General features: G+C 46.0%; 21 protein-coding genes and 2 pseudogenes. 11 read left to right on the forward strand and 12 right to left on the reverse strand.

The window, feature by feature from the left end; all coding sequences use genetic code 11:
* Positions 1 to 5 precede the first annotated feature (5 nt).
* From ACR64Q_RS03400 to ACR64Q_RS03410, 3 genes are read left to right on the forward strand one after another with little or no spacing between them, the layout of a single operon-like run.
* The gene (locus ACR64Q_RS03400; RefSeq protein ID WP_026603629.1) at positions 6 to 422 is read left to right on the forward strand and encodes a putative toxin-antitoxin system toxin component, PIN family; all 417 of its coding nucleotides are present in this window, start codon (positions 6 to 8) and stop codon (positions 420 to 422) included.
* An 11-nt stretch (positions 423 to 433) separates the two neighbouring features.
* On the forward strand, positions 434 to 598 hold the full coding sequence (locus ACR64Q_RS03405; protein WP_313733588.1) for a hypothetical protein: 165 nt from the start codon (positions 434 to 436) through the stop codon (positions 596 to 598).
* Positions 595 to 777, forward strand: a complete 183-nt coding sequence (locus ACR64Q_RS03410; protein ID WP_313733589.1) for a hypothetical protein — start codon at positions 595 to 597, stop codon at positions 775 to 777. Before ACR64Q_RS03405 ends, ACR64Q_RS03410 begins: the two co-directional genes overlap by 4 nt.
* A gap of 79 nt (positions 778 to 856) precedes the next feature.
* Here ACR64Q_RS03410 and ACR64Q_RS03415 read toward each other — a convergent pair whose 3' ends face one another.
* Both ACR64Q_RS03415 and ACR64Q_RS03420 read right to left on the reverse strand, forming a co-directional pair.
* A complete protein-coding gene (locus tag ACR64Q_RS03415) occupies positions 857 to 1075 on the reverse strand; it encodes an integrase core domain-containing protein (protein WP_155931158.1) in 219 nt (72 codons plus the stop codon).
* A pseudogene (locus ACR64Q_RS03420) lies at positions 1014 to 1387 on the reverse strand (transposase); the annotation flags it as partial. The gene ACR64Q_RS03415 and the pseudogene ACR64Q_RS03420, both read right to left, overlap by 62 nt.
* Positions 1388 to 1828: 441 nt before the next feature.
* On the opposite strand from ACR64Q_RS03420, the gene ACR64Q_RS03425 reads away from it, so the two are divergent.
* On the forward strand, positions 1829 to 2455 hold the full coding sequence (locus tag ACR64Q_RS03425) for a hypothetical protein (RefSeq protein WP_026603634.1): 627 nt from the start codon (positions 1829 to 1831) through the stop codon (positions 2453 to 2455).
* 613 nt (positions 2456 to 3068) lie between these two features.
* On the opposite strand, the gene ACR64Q_RS03430 is transcribed toward ACR64Q_RS03425, so the two are convergent.
* From ACR64Q_RS03430 to ACR64Q_RS03465, 8 genes are all read right to left on the reverse strand, one after another.
* Positions 3069 to 3362: a hypothetical protein gene (locus ACR64Q_RS03430; RefSeq protein ID WP_026603615.1), complete on the reverse strand. Its 294-nt coding sequence runs from the start codon at positions 3360 to 3362 to the stop codon at positions 3069 to 3071.
* Positions 3331 to 3633, reverse strand: coding sequence for a hypothetical protein (locus ACR64Q_RS03435; protein ID WP_155931155.1), 303 nt, complete (start codon positions 3631 to 3633; stop codon positions 3331 to 3333). Before ACR64Q_RS03435 ends, ACR64Q_RS03430 begins: the two co-directional genes overlap by 32 nt.
* A 32-nt stretch (positions 3634 to 3665) precedes the next feature.
* A complete protein-coding gene (locus tag ACR64Q_RS03440; protein ID WP_026603616.1) occupies positions 3666 to 4766 on the reverse strand; it encodes a hypothetical protein in 1101 nt (366 codons plus the stop codon).
* A 59-nt stretch (positions 4767 to 4825) separates the two neighbouring features.
* Positions 4826 to 6109 (reverse strand): type IV secretory system conjugative DNA transfer family protein, encoded by a 1284-nt coding sequence (locus ACR64Q_RS03445; RefSeq protein WP_026603617.1) that lies wholly within the window; start codon positions 6107 to 6109, stop codon positions 4826 to 4828.
* Positions 6090 to 6965, reverse strand: coding sequence for a hypothetical protein (locus tag ACR64Q_RS03450; RefSeq protein WP_026603618.1), 876 nt, complete (start codon positions 6963 to 6965; stop codon positions 6090 to 6092). The genes ACR64Q_RS03445 and ACR64Q_RS03450 overlap by 20 nt, the downstream gene beginning before the upstream one ends.
* Before the next feature lie 281 nt (positions 6966 to 7246).
* A complete protein-coding gene (locus ACR64Q_RS03455) occupies positions 7247 to 7915 on the reverse strand; it encodes a hypothetical protein (RefSeq protein WP_026603619.1) in 669 nt (222 codons plus the stop codon).
* Positions 7916 to 8225: 310 nt separating this feature from the next.
* Complete coding sequence (locus ACR64Q_RS03460; RefSeq protein ID WP_313733591.1) at positions 8226 to 9587, reverse strand: transposase; 1362 nt, start codon at positions 9585 to 9587, stop codon at positions 8226 to 8228.
* Between the two features lie 145 nt (positions 9588 to 9732).
* Positions 9733 to 10032, reverse strand: coding sequence for a DUF1993 family protein (locus ACR64Q_RS03465; RefSeq protein ID WP_026603713.1), 300 nt, complete (start codon positions 10030 to 10032; stop codon positions 9733 to 9735).
* A 79-nt stretch (positions 10033 to 10111) separates the two neighbouring features.
* On the opposite strand from ACR64Q_RS03465, the gene ACR64Q_RS03470 reads away from it, so the two are divergent.
* Complete coding sequence (locus ACR64Q_RS03470) at positions 10112 to 10738, forward strand: plasmid pRiA4b ORF-3 family protein (RefSeq protein WP_026603714.1); 627 nt, start codon at positions 10112 to 10114, stop codon at positions 10736 to 10738.
* Between the two features lie 29 nt (positions 10739 to 10767).
* Here the strand turns inward: ACR64Q_RS03470 and hemG are convergent, their stop codons facing one another.
* A complete protein-coding gene (gene hemG, locus ACR64Q_RS03475; protein WP_026603715.1) occupies positions 10768 to 11310 on the reverse strand; it encodes a menaquinone-dependent protoporphyrinogen IX dehydrogenase in 543 nt (180 codons plus the stop codon).
* 382 nt (positions 11311 to 11692) lie between these two features.
* Here hemG and ACR64Q_RS03480 point away from each other — a divergent pair, with 382 nt between their 5' ends.
* The 6 genes and pseudogenes from ACR64Q_RS03480 to ACR64Q_RS03505 all read left to right on the forward strand — a co-directional run bounded on the left by ACR64Q_RS03480 (position 11693) and on the right by ACR64Q_RS03505 (position 15281).
* A complete protein-coding gene (locus ACR64Q_RS03480; protein WP_026603716.1) occupies positions 11693 to 12538 on the forward strand; it encodes an N-6 DNA methylase in 846 nt (281 codons plus the stop codon).
* Positions 12539 to 12548: 10 nt separating this feature from the next.
* Positions 12549 to 13187, forward strand: a complete 639-nt coding sequence (locus tag ACR64Q_RS03485; RefSeq protein ID WP_026603717.1) for a restriction endonuclease subunit S — start codon at positions 12549 to 12551, stop codon at positions 13185 to 13187.
* Positions 13188 to 13199: 12 nt separating this feature from the next.
* On the forward strand, positions 13200 to 13397 hold the full coding sequence (locus ACR64Q_RS03490) for a ribbon-helix-helix domain-containing protein (RefSeq protein ID WP_026603718.1): 198 nt from the start codon (positions 13200 to 13202) through the stop codon (positions 13395 to 13397).
* A complete protein-coding gene (locus ACR64Q_RS03495; RefSeq protein ID WP_026603719.1) occupies positions 13390 to 13908 on the forward strand; it encodes a PIN domain-containing protein in 519 nt (172 codons plus the stop codon). The genes ACR64Q_RS03490 and ACR64Q_RS03495 overlap by 8 nt, the downstream gene beginning before the upstream one ends.
* Positions 13901 to 14080 (forward strand): hypothetical protein, encoded by a 180-nt coding sequence (locus ACR64Q_RS03500; protein ID WP_026603720.1) that lies wholly within the window; start codon positions 13901 to 13903, stop codon positions 14078 to 14080. Before ACR64Q_RS03495 ends, ACR64Q_RS03500 begins: the two co-directional genes overlap by 8 nt.
* Before the next feature lie 51 nt (positions 14081 to 14131).
* Positions 14132 to 15281 (forward strand): annotated as a pseudogene (locus tag ACR64Q_RS03505) (IS3 family transposase).
* A gap of 109 nt (positions 15282 to 15390) precedes the next feature.
* On the opposite strand, the gene ACR64Q_RS03510 reads toward ACR64Q_RS03505, so the two are convergent.
* The gene (locus ACR64Q_RS03510; RefSeq protein ID WP_313733592.1) at positions 15391 to 18414 is read right to left on the reverse strand and encodes an EAL domain-containing protein; all 3024 of its coding nucleotides are present in this window, start codon (positions 18412 to 18414) and stop codon (positions 15391 to 15393) included.
* Positions 18415 to 18432: the final 18 nt, after the last annotated feature.

Consider the following 18432-nt stretch of genomic DNA (forward strand, 5'->3'; position numbering starts at 1 on the left):
TCTGAATGCGAGTCGTATTAGACACTGGCATCTTGATTGCTGCGCTTATCACTACCGAAACCCCGCCGGATAAAATCTACAGAGCTTGGAAAAAGAAGCGGTTTGAACTAGTGACATCCGAATGGCAACTTGAAGAGTTTCGTCGTGTCAGTCGCTATCCAAAACTCAAAAAATTTATCAACCCTGCTGAAGCGGGGCAGATGATAAACGGAATCAAGCTTAATGCTTTCGTTTACCAATCGCTCCCAGCAGTCGATCTATGCAAAGACCCTGACGACAATCCGATATTAGCTATTGCTTTGGAATGCAAAGCTGACTTTCTTGTTACTGGAGATAAGCGGGATTTGCTTTCAATGCAGCGAGTTGGTGTTACCCCCATTATCAATGCAGCGAGTTTTCTCGCGGTACTTGATAGAAATTAACGAAAAGCAATATGAGCGACATCACCGACACTAAACCAGAGCCAATTTCAGCAAAACCGAATTGGCATTACGACTCGTATTTTCTAGCGCAACTTGAACGTCTCAATCTTCGTAAGTTTGAAGCTCCTTCCTGCACCACCGAAAAAATGTTCTGCTCGAACAAGGCATTGTCATGAATCACGCTGTCGCCGGTGTAGAACAAGTGCAGTTTGATGCCCTGCAAAGCCACGGATTTGTTGGCGTTCAGGAACAAGGCCTTGTTGCGGCTGCTGCCGCAGCGTTCCTGGATCAGCTCGATCAAATCGGCCAGCAACTGTTTTGGTTGCCGCCGTATTTTCTCAGCAAGGCCTCGTAGGGCTTTTGGTTCAGTTCAGAGGTGGCCCCAAACCTTTAAACAGCAATTCCCAAAATTAAAGTGAAATCCCTGCTGTTGGTTAGGCTGCCATTTTGACCGGTGGCAGCAAATCGGTATAGGCCTGATGAGGCTTTTTTCGGTTCAAGCTGGAATGGGGTCGCTTGTGGTTATACCACTCGAAATAATCCAGAATCGAGGCTCTGGCTTGGCCGACGGAATCGTACGCATGTAGGTAAAACGCTACCTCGACTGATCCCCAACAGGTGCGCTTGCTGGCCAATCGACAGTTTGGATTCACGGTCTATCATCGTTTTGCGCTCAGCAATCCCGCCTTGGTGAGCGCGTTCCCTAAAAAATCGTTTTCCAAGGTCAGTTGGCCGATTTTCGCATGCAGGGCTAGCAGGTCGACTGGCGGTGATTCGGGCTCCGCGGGTTTCCCAAACACCTCGGCAGCCCGTTCGGTCAGCTGTTTCTTCCAGTCGACAATCTGGTTTTGATGAATCTCAAACTCCTGGGTCAACTGCGCCAGGGTTTTATCACCCGTCAAAGCGGCCAAGGCGACTTTGGCCTTGAAGGCCGGCGAATGTTTTCTTCTCGGTTTTTTGGACATCTTCTGCTCCATTGTTTTGTCCTTACGGACGTTCAAAAGTAGCAGGGATTTTCACTTAACCGGCTGTTCAATTTTTCGGGGCCAGCTCTATCCATAGCGAATCGTTGCCCTTAGACAGCTGGCACGCTGCCGAAGCCGCCGCCCAGCATTGCGATGTATTGATGAGCATTGGCACATCATTGGCGCACATACGCATGGACTTGCATTTGGTAGTTTAGATATTGACCTCAGCAACAATCGCAGCAACAGTAATACCAACGCAGAGACGACTATAGGAACGACTAAACTAGGCTCAGGTTCCAGGGCTATCAGGGTTTGTTTGCTAGTTCATTTGTGCTAGACACAAATACCCATTGCACCTAAAGCAGACACCGAGAATCTTAGCTAGACTTAGGTTAAATTGAGCAGTAGACCGCCTTACATTCCAAATTCGAGGCCAAAATGCATCATTTAAAGGTGGGCTTCCAGTGGGCCGATCAAATTGCACAGATCCGAAACGCGCATTCCGATGAAACGGGACTTATCCGATTCGATAACACCTTCTATCGTATTTGCAAGAAGTCGTCGCAATTATTCAGAATTTTACTTTCTGCAGGGGAAAACACGGGGACGCCGCCACTCCAACTTGAGGTAAACGAGAAGGATTTTTATATCAACGAAGTAGCCACCGCTAACATGGAACGTTATGCTTCGACCTTCAGGGCCGCCAAAGTTAGTGCTGGATCACTGAATAGTGCTATTCAAGACTTGGCCAAATGTCAGGCTCGTGGCGATAACGTCTTTTTCCTAAGGTCATTGATTGTATTTTGCGTTGCAGAGTCGATTCGAAATGATCAATTTGCTACGATACTTGGCCAATGTTTCCGTGCAGGTCAAATGTATATTGGTGGAGTTGAAAACGCCTTATCCATTGCACCTTGGTGGGATTTAAGTCACCAATGGGGGAAAACAAGTGATGCGATACATCAACTAAACACTTTAAAACATCAGCATGTAGACATTCGAAGAATTCCGCCCCAGTTGCATGAGTGTGCAAAAACGATACGAGTATTAAAGGCGAAAAACTAACAACCCGCAGATGATGGAGACGGTAAGCGCTTGATTTTTTCAATGAGTAAATCGAGGATTAAATAACCCAAAGCAATGGGTTATTTAATCCTAAACATTTTGGCCTGTCAGAGCAAGTTCGGCCATCAGCTGTCATTCAACTGATCCTAGATTCAAATCATAAATGACCAGTGTTTGACTGAAACCGGACAATTATTCAAAGACAAAAGAATTAAATTGAATGCCTTGCTAAATACTGGGAATAATTATTCAGCATCAATAAATTTTTCAAGACTTTCGTCTTTGCTTTTATCGATTAATAAACTATCAATACATCGTTGGCAAAGGGACTTTCTACAATCGCCACAATGATAACAAAAGCTTGTACTGCAGTTTTTACATGTCAGCAAATTTTCATCGTTATAGCTTTCACCGCAAATTCCACAGTTATCTCGATAGCTCATAAATCAATTTTTTATAGCTTAATAATTAAAGTGAAGGGTAGTTATCGCCAATATGTTTTTTTGAATAGGCATAAGGATCAATTAGTATTATTGCGGAAATAAAAACTACCAAAATAACCGCTACAGTAGCGATAATTATCTTAATTAACTTTCTTCTTTTCGTTACCATATTATTTAATATAACTAACCTTAAAAGACTCGAAAAACCGCTTTGCAGCTTCTTGATCAAATTGTCCTAGCGCTGAGGAAACTATCAGGATATACACATACTTATCCTTTCCTAATACCCTGACTACTTTTTCATTGGCGCTATTTTGAAATTTTATCTCTTTTCCTGGAAGATTAATGCCAGGAAGTCCAGGATCGAAAGGTAGCTGTTTTTCATAAATCACTTTTGCATCATCCGAGGAGGTTAATGCACCAGCAACGCCATCAACCTTGGTTGTTATCTGATGGTTTGTCAATTTGAACAGTTACAGAAAATACTAATTTATTTGCCCCAAAGTAGCTGCCGTCTGAAAATTTCTGAAGTGATAAAATAGCTTCACCTGGTTTATCTTTAGTTATTTCGGATGGGCTATCTGGCAAGTAAACCGAGTAGCCATAGGTTTGTGATGAGTATGGCTTCCAGTCTATATTTCTGATCGAATAGTACTGGTACCCTGCATATATTGTAACTAATGAGGCAATGACGATTACGGTATCAATTATTATTTTGTTGTATTTATTATTCATTATGGACACCATTTAGTGTTAGACTAAGTCAACTACCGAGATAACCAATCATTCTTTTGACTCAGATTTATTTCTTCGGTTTTATTTTTCGCCTCTCGCATCATTTCATCCCATGAATGAATTGCTGTTTCTATTTCCTTATCCTTTTCTATTGAGTAACCTTTAGCAAGGATATTGTTAACTTCTTCCTCGGCAATATCATTGGATCTGTTATGATTTTTATCATTGCTTGGGCTAGCCTCTAATAATGCCCCGGAACTAGAGCTGACAACCATACCTGTATTTTCCAACGCAAGTATTTCGTCAGAGGATAAGTTAATTTTTTCAACAAGAGGAGGCTGATATTTTTCTGCATCTGGTATTTCCATTTTTACTTTAGGTTGATCCTTGTTAGCCTCATTTATGACATGCTCCATTAATTCGCGTTGAGAAGGATGAATTATTTGAACCACCTGCTCAACTGCCTCAAATAACTTAAACACCGGTTCTATTTTTTTTAGGGCTCTTAAAAGACCACCGGAATGTGCATCTTCCGCAAAAGAAGGATTATTACTTTCCAACACTGTATTAGCATTATTTTTAACCCTAGTTTCAGAAAGTTCTTCCTTGCTATCTCCGTATAAAATTGGAGTTTCACTGACTAGCTTAATATTAAGCTCTGCAATTTTATTATCTAAATCTGACAATTTGCTTTCTGAATTACCAATAAGTGCATTTATGTTTTCCAAGGTGTCCTTGTTAGCTTGTATTACCGAATCTAGAATACTAGATGTGTTTTGTTGGGCCGAAACCTCGGAGCTACTTAACGAACCAGCCTTTAATCTCAGCTCGTCCAATGTAGCATTCACAAGAACGCGATCTTGTTCTAGTTTCTCTATATGAAACTCTGTAATCTGATTATTTAAATCAGACAATTTTCTTTCTGAATTACCAATAAGCGCATTTATATTTTTCAATGCGTCCTCGTTAGCTTGTATTGCCGAATCTAAAATACTAGCGGTATTTTGTTTAGCTGAAGTAATGGAGTTACTTAATGAGTCAGCCTTTAATTTCAGTTCGTCCAATGTAGTATTCACAAGATCGCGATCTTGTTCTAATTTATTTATTTCTGCATCGATTTCTTGAAGTGTCATTAAAAACTCCATATTGATAAACAAAACTTGGGTAGATCAACACTTGCCATTGCTACTAATTATGAATCCCCATACCGGCTAGAAAATGGCCCATCTACCGCTCCAGCAAAAACTTTGCTCAACAAAGTAGCTTTCCAGTTAGTTGCAAATACAAAAACGGTATTCTTGTGGTCAGGCCCCACGATTTTTTGAGGTTCATGAAGAGGTCTGCGTCCACTACCGTTTATATCGTTTATGTAACCGAATTCATCAGAAATTTGTTTGGCAGTTTCAAAATCAGGATTCATATATGAGCGTACTGCGCAGGTTTGAATCACGGCATCACTGGCATATGCTTTAGTAATTTGCTGTGCATATTGAGCAAGTAACCAAGGACGTAAACCGTATTGACGACCCAAGGCAATTGATTCTTCTATGGGCTTCATGTATCCCAATGTTGGAAATTCGTCTAACAAAAGTAAAACCTGCCGCTTAACCTTGTCTTTGCCATGGTCTTGAAGGAATTGATCATCCATTAGCATGTTTATATGCTGACCAATGACTAAGCGAAAGAAATTGCGCTGGGTTGCAAGTTGTTGGGGAGATGCGGTGATATAAACTGTGAGCGGTTTATCGCCATGCAGATCGTGGGGAGACCAATCCGAAGCAGATATGGCATGTTCAAGGTTGGGGTCACTCCAGCTGTTTATCGCTACATATGCTGTTGTTCTTGATGAAGTAAACAGCCGAGGTTCATTTACACGCAGATCTTCAAAATTAGCTACGGTTCTGGCGGCAGCCCGTAAACCAGAAGCGTTCGACATGTCAGTTAATTGCTCAATCAACCATGCCCATCCCTTACCACTGACGATGTCTAAAACCTTGTCAAAGCTTCGGTCTTGTGGCTGTAAATTGACACAGATGGCGGCTATAGCCGCGCCGATAATCTCACGGGCCGAGTCATTCCAGAACTTCTGGTTGCCTTCATCCTCCGCTGACGGTATTAACATTTCAGCAAGGAATTTACCTTGAGACCAAGCTTCTGCTGGCTGGCTGCTAATGAACGCTAGTGGATTATAACGAGCGGTCTGTTTTTTAAAGGGGCTAAAGCGAATAACTGGGCCGACATTTTGTTCACGCCATTTGTGCGTTTTGTCGTAAAGCTCGCCCTTAATATCCAGCACCAACACTGATCCTGACCAATTCAATAAGTTAGTCATTGCGTGGCATTGCGTTTTACCACTGCCTGGCCTACCTATTGTTATTAATGCGCCAGGCCCGCTGAAAGCAATATTTTTATCGCCATCCTTGCCAAGAAAAAATTCGTCATCGCGTGAGCTTAAATTAGTCAGCCGCAGGCTCATAAGCGGCCTCCTCATAAACATTATTTACTGGATCACCAATTCCAATCTTTTCACATAGCTCTAGGTAGAACTTTGATGTCGTGGGTGTTTTGGCAAAAGACAAAAAATGGCCTAAAGCAGTATCAACCACGCTAGTTGTACCTACAAATCCCAAACTTGAAAGGTATTGTTTTAGAATTTCTGCAGGTGGTTCGTTAATAGTGCCTTCTGGGAACTGATTCCATGCCGTTCCATTGATTGAATAAGTCAGCTGCCCTGCTTGCTCGCCTGCCACTATAGCAAGAGCTATTCTAAGATAGTCTACATTAGTATAAAAATCTTCATTGAGCAGGTGAAACGCTACTCTGAGTGCATTAAGCTCTTTATGATTGAAGACAGCTAAATTGCGCTGGGCACTTATCTTAACTAAATTACCTTTGACATTTAAATAGCTATGACTGGTATTGATAAATTCATGCTTAGCATCGAAAAACTTCTCAATATTATTTCTTCGTTCTTCTTTAGTTTGACCAAAGTGGGCGAGAATTTCTTCTTTACCTGGATTCATTGCAATTCGACTTGATTTAATCCAAATAAAAAATAAAAGCCCAATAGGAAAAAACATTGACAACAAAGTAGGTGCAGTTTCGCCAGTTGGCGACTGGCCATCATATTTATGATTCATCCAATTTATGAAGATATAAAGTATCCAAAACACGGCAAGGCCTGAAAAAGAATATCGAGCTTTGGTTTTGGGGTTGATGGTGACTTCACGCCATTTTTTCTTGTGGGAAAACCATAAACCTAGACCAATTAGGCCATAAATAATTAAAACAAACCCAATGGAGGTTATGCCAAACGTGTTGACTGCATTCATATTTTTCTCCAAAATTGTTGAACTCGATAAGTATTTATCAATAATCCGTATATATTTATCTGCACTAGTCTAGCTTTCAATGATATTCCTTTTCGCTTCTAATTCTGATGAAATCTTCCATATGACATTAGAAATTTTGTACTTATGGGGCTATCGAATATCAATAACTTCATCAATATATATTTCGTCCTCTGCGGAAAGCTTAAATTTAGCTACCCGCTGTATTTCACACAGGGCCTTAATTTTTGAAAAAAAATGCCGCCTAGTTTACATCATGGGTGTTATTGCTCATGTTCAGCCATACAATCTTGAACGCACTGATGGGCGTTTTGGTTACATGCTGCTTCGTTTGTTGAATCGATGCTTTCAGAGCCAGTTCCTACATAAACTTTACACGTCCCCACGCCACAGTTATTGATGCAAAAGGCATTCAGAGCCCAATGGTCCGCTGGGGCATTTTGTCTGGGCGAAGAAGCAAGACTTTCTTGCCAATCTTCAGTAAAAATATTTTGGCTTCGATTTAGTGTGAAGGTTAATATTGCGTTTGATAGAGCTACTTTCATAATATCGTTGGTTTTGGAAAGCAGCTTGTTGTCTGCGATGACCGTTTTGACATGTGCACCATAAGCCTGAGTGGCATTAGCATCAGAAAGCGGGCCGGCCAGGTTAAATCGATACAACGTGCCGTTTTTATCAAACAGAAAATTACCGCTGGTGTAAAACGGTACTCCGGGTAACGCACCCCCACTAAACCTAATTACTCGGGTTAACCCAAATCGATCCATAGGTGCATTCTCAGTAATAGTGCCGCCACTTGTTGCAATGATCTGCAACACATCGTTCATCGAAGATCGGTTTAAGGTCAAACCAAGGAATGACTCTACGGCAGCCAAATTTTGGCTAAATAGCATCGCTGAGGACAGTAGGTATACTTTGAATAGACTTTTCATGTGATTTACCGAACGGACCTAAAGTAATATTCTCTGGATAGTCTAACGCCGCAAACTGATTCCAACAAGATTGGTCAATACTTTACAACAGGCCATATTAAGCCTTGTATTCTCAATTCAATGTCTGGTTGATGCTCGGTAGCAGACATAATTTGCTGACGTGCCCGAGCGTCGGCTAGGGGTCGATTCTGTTGAAAAAGTCGGTTTTTTGAGTGTGAGTCGGAAGGGTGTTGATTGATTGCCTTGGTTTTTCAGAAGCCGTTAGGTGAGTTTTTCGCTTTCTGGCGCGTAAATACGGCTTATATTGCCGTTATGCGGGTATCAATTGGGTTACTGGTTCATTGATGGCCAACCTCTTTGCCATTCGCCTTAGATTTTGGGCCGTCGCCGCCAATAGAAACTCATCTTTGGCATTACTGAAGCCTCGTAACCGCAGCTTATCCATTTTCAAGATGCGTTTGAGATGGGCAAACAGCATTTCCACCTTCTTGCGCTCCTTGCGTGACTGCTTATAAGCATCGGTTTTGGTAATGGCACGAGCGACATCACGAGCCGATTCGTGGGGGCTTCGATCGATTTGACGATTTGCCATGTTAGGACAGCACTGCGCTTTGAGCGAACAGGCTTGGCAATCCAATTGGCTGGCGCGATAGCGATAAGGGTTTTTCTGTTTGCTGCGCCAAGCGATTTTCAGAGGCTTACCCGCAGGGCAGATATACCGATTATTCTCCGCGTCATAAGTAAAGTCAGAGCGACTGAAGGTGCCATCGCTGCGTTCTGACTTATCGAATACGGGTACATGTGGTGCTATATCTTTTTCATCGACTAACCATCCGAGCATGGCAGCTGAACCATAATTGGTATCGCCCACCAAACGTTCGGGCTTCAGACCAAACGTCTCTTCTACCCGATCAATCATGGTCCGAGTCGCCTCCACTTCGGCGGCTTTATTGACCGCTGAGGCTTCTACGTCGAGGATGATGCCGGCTTCCAAGTCGATCAAGTAATTGGTTGAATAGGCAAAGAATGCAGGGCCACCGGGTGCGGCCGTCCAGGTAGCCGCCGGATCAGTCAGTGAAAGCGTCCGGGTGGACTCTTTGGGGTCATTGGTTTCTTCTACTGCCGCGAGATATTCACGGACCGGACGTTCTGCTTGAGCGGGATCGCCCCAGTCAATGTCGTCACCATTTTCTACTCGACGTTGCCGTTGGGCATCGGCTTTGATGATGCTCGCGTCGGTGGCAAAACCCTCGCCACGCACCAGGCCTTCTGCCATGCATCGTTTCAGGACCGTTTCAAACACTAGCCGAAAAGCCTGGCTTTCCCGAAAACGGCCCAGGCGGTTCTTGGAAAAGGTGGAATGATCCGGCACAGGATCGTCTAAATCCAGTTTGCAAAACCAACGATAAGCCAAGTTGACATGCACTTCTTCACAGAGACGGCGTTCGGACCGAATGCCAAAACAATAACCGAGGATTAGCATCCGGATCATCAGTTCGGGAGCAATCGATGGTCGGCCGATAGGACTGTAAAACTCCGCCAATTGCTGACGAAAATCACCCAAGTCAAGAAAATGGTTAATGCCTCGCAGCAGATGATCTTTGGGAATGTGGTTTTCGAGACTGAAACAGAAAAACAACTGCTCCTGAATCCCTGATTGTTGTCCCATCATGGCGTCACCTCATGATTGAGTGGCTGTTAGCTGTATTTTACTACTTTAGGAACCCTATATCAGGGGACTTTTTCAACAGAATCGGTCGAAATGTCACGCCCAGCTCAGCAAACTGTATGTCCGCTAACGCGCCCTCTACTCAATTTCATCCCACATCGCCGAGATAATTCTTCTTACCGATTTCCAGCCCGTTGTGTCGCAAAATAGCGTAGGTGGTGGTGACGTGAAAATAAACGTTCGGCAGTACGAAATCGGTCACGTAGGCCAAGCCGGTAAAGGTTGATGTCCGATCATGCCGTGGTAACAGAATGGTGTTGTCTTCGGAGCCGTCGATTTGTTCAGCGGTGAATGAGTTTATATGGGCCAGTGTTTTATCAATTCGCTCGATCAACTCGGGAAACGAGTTTTCATCATCTTCAACCCGCAGTTTATGCCGCTTTATCAAAACACGCGATCACTATTATCGAATCGAATCTTGCTGACCTGGGGTTAAACTTAAGTCATCAACTATTTCGAGAGTCGCAATGACCGAGCAAAAGTCCGTTCGTAACAAACACGCCAGCAGTACCAGCCAACCCTGCTTATACACCTTGCATATCGAGCTAAGGCCCAATGAAATTCGTCCGCCGGTTTGGCGCAGACTGGAAGTCGATGGCCGGATCAGCTTGGCGAAGTTGCATCACTTTATTCAGGCCGCCTTTGGCTGGAGCGACTCTCACCTGCATCAGTTTAAGATTCATGACAAGGTTTATGCCATGCCGGACCCTGGCGATGAGGACGCCCTCTTGGACGAGCGCAAAGCCTACCTGAATCGCTTGCTGGCGACCAACGACACGATGCTGTATCGCTACGATCTGGGCGATAACTGGGAACACTTGATTACCGTCGAAGCGATACGCAGCGACTTAGACAACGATCCCAAAGGCGGAGCCTGGGTATTGGATGGCGAACGGGCTTGTCCGCCTGAAGATGTCGGTGGCGTTGAAGGTTATGCCGATTTTCTGGAAGTCTTGCAAGAGGAACCGGATTCAGAGGAAGCCGCACGCTTGCGGGAATGGGCAGACGGCGATTTCGACCCCGAACGCTTTGATCGACGCTTGGCCAATGCAGCCATAATGCGCCTCTTGTTCAACCGCTGGGGCGGTAAATAAATGTTGGTGTTGATATATAGGCGGCGCCATTAAGGATCGCTGATTTCCATCGAACTGATAGCAAGACCAAAAGCGTCCACCTGATCCCAGTCGGTAAACTCGACAACTGCTGTCGGATCAGTCGGTCCCCTGGTCATCATCATGATCAAGCGGATCAAGGACCGATCAAACGAGCTGTAGCTGGGATAGTCGATCTTCCCGGCAAACGCCGCCAGCTGCTTAGGCTTCCAGGGTATCCGTTTGAGAAATTTCTTCAGGTAGGGATTGGTATTGGGCGCTTGCTTTTCCGGTTTGCGAGCCACCACGTTGACCGAGAAAAAGGCGTTGGGTTTGCTGTCCAAAATCGTTTGGTTTTGGTTGATGAAAGCCAGAACTTGAGGGCCATGATTGCCGTAGTGAATGCTGGCACCCATCACGATTTTATCGAAACTCTGCAACGCCACGCGATCAACCTCTTGAATCGGCACCAGAGTCACTTGATGCGACTGCTGCTCGATAACCGATTGCAGCCTTTGGCAGATTTTCAGCGTTTGCCCATCGCGTGTTGAGTAGATGATCAGGATTTTCGGCATATATTTTCAATGAAAACAATCGGTTTGCATTATGTAACCCGCTCACTACAACTCGTTGGGACGATAGGCGTGCCCAATAGTCTTCATGACTAGGCTGGACGCGCGCCTCTGCACTTTCGAGAAACAGCGTATCAACATATTAAAACGAATTCACCAGCGCCACACCTATTCATGATTTCACCTTGCGCTAAGGCAGCAGATTCGCCATTATTCGCGGCTTAATGCTTGTTGAACCGGAATAGTCCAACCTCAGGAATTCATCCGCTTTAAAAACCGGCGGATTCTTTCTTCAAAAGCCGCAACACGCAATCCACCAAAACCCTGTACATTTAGCCGGCACCCTGACTGTACATAAACAACGGATACGATCTACTTAGGAACCATGGCCGACAATCAAAATATCCTGCAATACGAATCCAAAATCTGGGCAACCGCCGATCTGTTAAGAGGCTGCGGCATTAAAGAGTCCGAGTGGCCGTCTTTCATGATGCCATTCTTTGCCCTGGTCATGATCGAAAGTCGGCTGATTCGCATGCTGGACGACATGAAAGCCGAATACGGCGCAGAAACTTTAGCGGAGATGGATCAGGACGATTTCATTGGCATGATCAGGGACAAGGGCCAGGGTTACAACGGCTATCTTTTCGAGCGCCATAAAACCCTGAAAGATATTTGCGCCAACGACAAATCCTTCGAGATTGATTTTGACGCCTATTTGCACGGCTTTGACGGCGAAACCAAGGATTTGCTGGGCGTGGATGCCAGCGAGGGCGAGAAGTTTCTGGACATCAAAGGCGTTATCACCAAGCTGAAAGCCAAAAACGTGCTGCTGGGCTACACCAAGGAATGGAGCGAAATTGACCTCAAGCCCTTCAATAACTCCGAAATCACCACGCTGGAAGAGCACATCAAGCGCAAATGGGCGGATATTTCCGCTGAAACCGCCGGGGAGCAATATACTCCTGATGATGTCATCGGCCTGATTGCCGAGATTATCGCCTCCAAGATTCAGCCATCCGAAAAGCTGTTAAAGCTTTACGACTGCAGCTGCGGCGGCGGCAACATGCTATTTGGCGTGGAAGATAGGATTAGCGAGAAGGTCCAGCGATTGACTCAGACCTTCGGCCAGGACTGGAACGACGCCCTTTACGCCTTGGCCAAAATCGAAAGCCGGTTTCGGGTGGATTCCAAAATCGAGCACGGCAAACGTCGCACGCGGGCTGGATAAAACCGTGCCCATGAAAGACAGCGGGATTGAGTGGATTGGTGAGATTCCGGCGCATTGGGGATTAAAAAAACTTTCGCAGTCATTTAGTCAGATAGGTAGTGGTACAACGCCAAAATCTGGATCGGATGTTTATTACGATAACGGTACGATCAACTGGATAAATACAGGCGATCTAAATGACGGTATTCTCGAAATATGTAAAAGAAAAGTTACCAAAGAAGCTTTGAAAGACTATAGCCTGACAATTTATCCTGTAGAGTCAATTATTATTGCTATGTATGGAGCAACAATCGGTAAAGTATCTATTGCGATGATAGAAGGTTGTACTAATCAAGCTTGTTGTGTTCTGAATGGAAGTAAAACTATTAGTAGTAAATTTCTACTATATTGGTTTATCTCAAAAAGAAATTTCATTATTTCTTTGAGTTACGGTGGCGGACAACCAAACATTAGCCAAGATACTATTAAAAATTTAAGAGTATTTTCTCCACATCTTCCAGAACAAAAAGCCATAGCTGATTATCTCGATGAAAAAACCGCAAAAATCGACGCCATCGTCGAAACTATCAACACCCAAATCGACAACCTGAAAGCACTGCGCAAAACCCTGATTAACGATGTCGTGACCGGTAAAATCTGCATCCTTTAGGAGGACCTGACCATGAGCCAAACCGTACAAGCCGAAATACCCGATCAACTGTTCCAACAGGCGCAAACCCTGGTGCATCAGGGTTGGGCCGGCAGTTTTCAGGAAATCGTCAACGATGCCCTGCGGCGCTATCTGGAATCCCATCAGGAGGCGTTGACCGAAGCCCTTATCCAGGAAGATGTGCAATGGGGCTTGCATGGGGATGACTAAATTGGCACTGGTCGTCGCCGACGCCGGGCCGTTGATCCATCTGGATGAATTGGGCGCGCTGGATGTGCTCGGCGATTTCGCCGCCGTGATCGTCCCCGATGCGGTTTGGCGGGAAGTGCAACAACACCGGCCGCTGGCTTTATCACATCCCGCTGTAAAGCTGCTCAGACAGTCCATGCTGTCGGCCTCGGCGCAAGTCAATGCCGTCGCGGCTTTATACACCTTGCATCGGGGCGAACGCGAGGCGCTGGCCTTGTGTTTGCAACAGAACATTGCGCTGCTGCTGACGGACGACACTGCCGCCCGTTTGGCCGCCAAAAACCTCAATATCAACGCCCACGGCACCTTGGGTTTATTGATCCGCGCCGTGCGCAAACAACATCGCAGCCCTGCCGAAGTGTTAGCGTTATTAGCCGCCATACCTGCCCAATCCAGCTTACACATTCGTCCGAGTTTATTGAATGACGTGATCGCCCAAGTCAAAGCGGAATGGCTGACCGACGATGAATGAATTACACCTGCAAGACCGATTTTTAGTGCCTTTTCTGCGCGATGGCTTGGGTTACCGGGAAGTCAAAGCCAATACCATCACCCAGTCGCTGATTATCGAAGAAGACCTGCAAGCCTTTATTGCCGAAACCGAACAGAGCTGGCCCCGAAAAATTGAACAGCCGGTTAAGTGAAAATCCCTGCTACTTTTGAACGTCCGTAAGGACAAAACAATGGAGCAGAAGATGTCCAAAAAACCGAGAAGAAAACATTCGCCGGCCTTCAAGGCCAAAGTCGCCTTGGCCGCTTTGACGGGTGATAAAACCCTGGCGCAGTTGACCCAGGAGTTTGAGATTCATCAAAACCAGATTGTCGACTGGAAGAAACAGCTGACCGAACGGGCTGCCGAGGTGTTTGGGAAACCCGCGGAGCCCGAATCACCGCCAGTCGACCTGCTAGCCCTGCATGCGAAAATCGGCCAACTGACCTTGGAAAACGATTTTTTAGGGAACGCGCTCACCAAGGCGGGATTGCTGAGCGCAAAACGATGATAGACCGTGAATCCAAACTGTCGATTGGCCAGCAAGCGCACCTGTTGGGGATCAGTCGAGGTAGCGTTTACTACCTGCCCAAGCCGTTATCAGCGCGCGATCTGGACATCATGAAACGCCTGGATCGATTGCACATGAAACATCCCTTCATGGGCGCCCGGCAATTGCGAGATCAGTTGAATGAACAAGGGATCACCACTGGCCGTAAGCATGTGAAAACCTTGATACCCACAGGGCACAAGTGAAGCGGATGGGCATCGAAGCCGTGTATTGCAAGCCTAATACGAGCAAGAAAACGCCAGGGCACGAAATCTTTCCCTACTTGCTGCGCGGCATGACCATCAACCGAGCCAATCAGGTTTGGGCCCTGGATACGACCTATATTCCGATGGCAAAAGGCTTTGTTTACCTGACTGCGGTTGTGGATTGGGCCAGTCGGAAGGTCTTGGCAGCCAAGGTCGCGATTACACTGGAAGCCTGTCATGCCGTCGATGTGCTGGAACAGGCGTTTCGGCTGTATGGTAAACCGGAGATCGTTAATACCGACCAGGGTAGCCAATTCACCGCCAAGGCGTTTGTCGATGCCGTGAAAAATCAGGGTTGCCAGTTGAGCATGGACGGACGGGGCGCCTGGCGAGATAATGTTTTCGTCGAGCGATTGTGGCGATCGGTCAAATACGAGCGGGTTTACCTACATGCGTACGATTCCGTCGGCCAAGCCAGAGCCTCGATTCTGGATTATTTCGAGTGGTATAACCACAAGCGACCCCATTCCAGCTTGAACCGAAAAAAGCCTCATCAGGCCTATACCGATTTGCTGCCACCGGTCAAAATGGCAGCCTAACCAACAGCAGGGATTTCACTTTAATTTTGGGAATTGCTGTTTAAAGGTTTGGGGCCACCTCTAAACTGCATTAATCAGAGCTTCTCTAACCAACAGCACGGATTTCAATTTAATTTTGGGAATCGCCGCTTAAAGGTGTCGAGCTTCTTCCCGTTCCTGCTTTGCTAAACATTTTTACTATCTCCTCAGCTGGGACGGGTTTGCTGAGTAAATAGCCTTGAATTTCGTCGCAGCCGTATTCAGCCAAAATATCGAACTGGCTTTGGGTTTCTACGCCTTCGGCAATCACCATCATGTTCATGGAATGGGCGATGTTGATCAACATCTTGACGATTTTTTGATCGTTGACGTCTTGGCAAATATCGATGATGAAGGATCTGTCGATCTTTAAGTTGTCTACCGGCAGGTTTTTCAGGTAGCTCAAAGAGGAATAGCCGGTGCCGAAATCATCAATCGATATTGCAATGCCTCGGCTGCTGAGGCGTTTTAACGCCGTCAATGCAGCCTGGAAATTATTCATCAAAGTGGTTTCCGTCACTTCCAATTCCAATTGCCTTGGTGCGATCTGGTGTTCTGCGATGATTGCCAGGACTTTTTCAACAAAACCCTCTTGTCTCAATTGTACCGCGGATAAGTTGACGGCAATTTTGCGATTCATAAAGCCCATCTCCTCCCACTGTTTGAGTTGCTGGCAGGCCGTTCTGATTACCCATTCGCCAATAGCAACAATTATGCCTCGTTGTTCGGCAAAGTCGATAAATTCAAAAGGTGCAAGTAGTCCTTTGCTGGGATGCCGCCACCGAATCAAGGCTTCTACTCCCACGATAGCTTGGGTGGCGATGTCCATTTTGGGTTGGTAAAACAATTCCCACTCTTGGTTCTGAACGGCCCTGCGCAATTCTTTATCCAAGTGCAGATGCTTGATGGAGAGTGCCTGCATCTGGTTGTCAAAAAACTGAAAGCCGGTTTCAGATGATGTTTTTTTACAGAATGTTTTGGCCGTGATGGCATTGTTGATCAGGTCATCAACCGAATTCGCATCGGTCGGATACACACTGATGCCGATGTGGCCGGTAATATAGATACTGTTGCGGTCAATATCGATTGGATCGGCTAAAGCATCCATCAGACGCTCAACCATCCAGGTAACCGCTTCCTTATTCGACAATTCCGGAATTAACACCGCGAATACATCACCGCCGATACGGGAAAGCGTCAAGCGCGAGATGTCGTCGCTTTTTCTGAAGGTGAGGTTCAAGCGGTCGGCAATTTCTTTTAAAACCTTGTCGCCGACCACCCGGCCTAGGGTTGCGTTAATCATGCCGAACATACCGATATCGATCACAAATATGGCCGCCAAATGGCTATATCGATGACCTCTTTCAATGACTTGATTGACCCGGTCGTAAAATAAAACCTGATTCGGCAAGCCGGTAAGATTGTCGTAGTGCTTGGAATAATCCAGTTCCGTCGAGATTTGCGAGGCTATTTGTTCAAGTTCATCAACCCTTAGCTGCAATTTGGACACTTTGCTATCATCCCTATCTGCATCTGTTTGCGTTGCGGGTGGATTTTTTGCGGCGGGCTGTGCGTCGGGTTTAACTTTTTCCGCAAATTCGTTTTGCCGTTGCCAGCGCACGACGCGGTTGCGGCCTGATTCCTTAGCGACATATAGGGCTTCATCGGCAAAATTATTGAGTTCGCCCGGGTCTTCCGGTTGGTCGAGGATGCTGGCGACCCCTAAACTGGCAGTGACCCATGGTCCATTCTCGTAACGGGCGACAGATTCCGATTTGATGCGTAAGCGGATCCGTTCGGCCACCGTAATGGCTTCGTCAACGCTTAAGTCGGGCAGCACGATGCAAAACTCTTCGCCGCCATAGCGGCCAACCAAATCAATTTTGCGGGTGTTGGTGGTTAAGATTTCGGCGAGCAATTTGATGATGACGTCACCGGTTGCATGGCCGTAATTATCGTTAACCAGTTTGAAGTGGTCGATGTCGACCATAATGCAGGATAGCTCCAAATTGTTTTGCAGCGCATCGGCAAACGCTTTTTCAAACAGTTCGTTAAATGCCCGCCGATTTAAACAGCCGGTCAGAGAGTCCCTAGTTGCGAGAAAGTGCAATTCCTTGTTTTGCTCTTTAACCTGAGCCTGACTTTCCTCCAACTTGCTGACCATGGTTTGCAATTTGGTATTGCGTTCTTCTATTTCGGTAATGTCATCCAGCGTAATCAATACCCCTTGAGCGGCATCGTTGCCACCAAGAATGGGCGATGCATTGATCACGAATTTAAATGTGCCGTTGCCAGGGCTAAGCAATTTTAGATGCGCGCCAATCGAACTTTTGCCGGTTTTTAAAACAGTTTGCCAGGGCAGGTAGGTGTCGGTAGTCGAATCGTCGGCGCTTTTCCATTTTAATTGCGAGGCCTTTTTCCCCAGCAAAGCAGCCATGGGGCTGGCGATCTTTTTCAGAAAGGCATTATTGGCCAACACAATTTGCTCGTACTCATCAACGATGATGACACCCTCGGCCAGCGTATCGAAAGCCGCGTTGACCCGGTCGGGAATCACGGCGCTGGGGTCGAGTACTTTCAAGGTTCTGAGCATGAACGTCAGGTAAATAAAAAAGCCGACGACCAAAAAGAATATCGCCATTTTAAAACTGGGGTGTTCAAGAAAATCCGAAGCCGATTCTCCGGCTATTGGCGCGAATTTAAATTCAATATCGCCCCATTTTTCCGAGTCCCGAAAAATAGGCACCACCAAATGGGTGGAAGTGGATTTTTGGCTATCGTAATCGGCCCATTCCTTAACGTGATCGTTGACTTGAAAAATTAATTGGTCGTTTTGCAAGCGGATTCCGGCGGAAAGAATTTCCGGGTTTCTTTTGATCAGGGCATTGAGCATTCGCTCAATGCGGTGTGGGTCTTGATCGGGGGCGATGGTGGAAAATTGAATGGCCAGCGCTTCGCTGACTTGTTTGCGCGACTCCAGCATAAATTTGGATTTATCCGGCATGAATCCCAACATTTCCGCCGTAAACAGCAAGCAGATACTGATTAGTGCTAAAGCCAGGCTGATGCGCATTGCCGGCAATAAAAGTCCGACCGTCTTCTTTAGGGTGTCCATGCTCTTAAATGCTACGAT

Source organism: Methylomonas sp. 2F7, assembly GCF_057126975.1.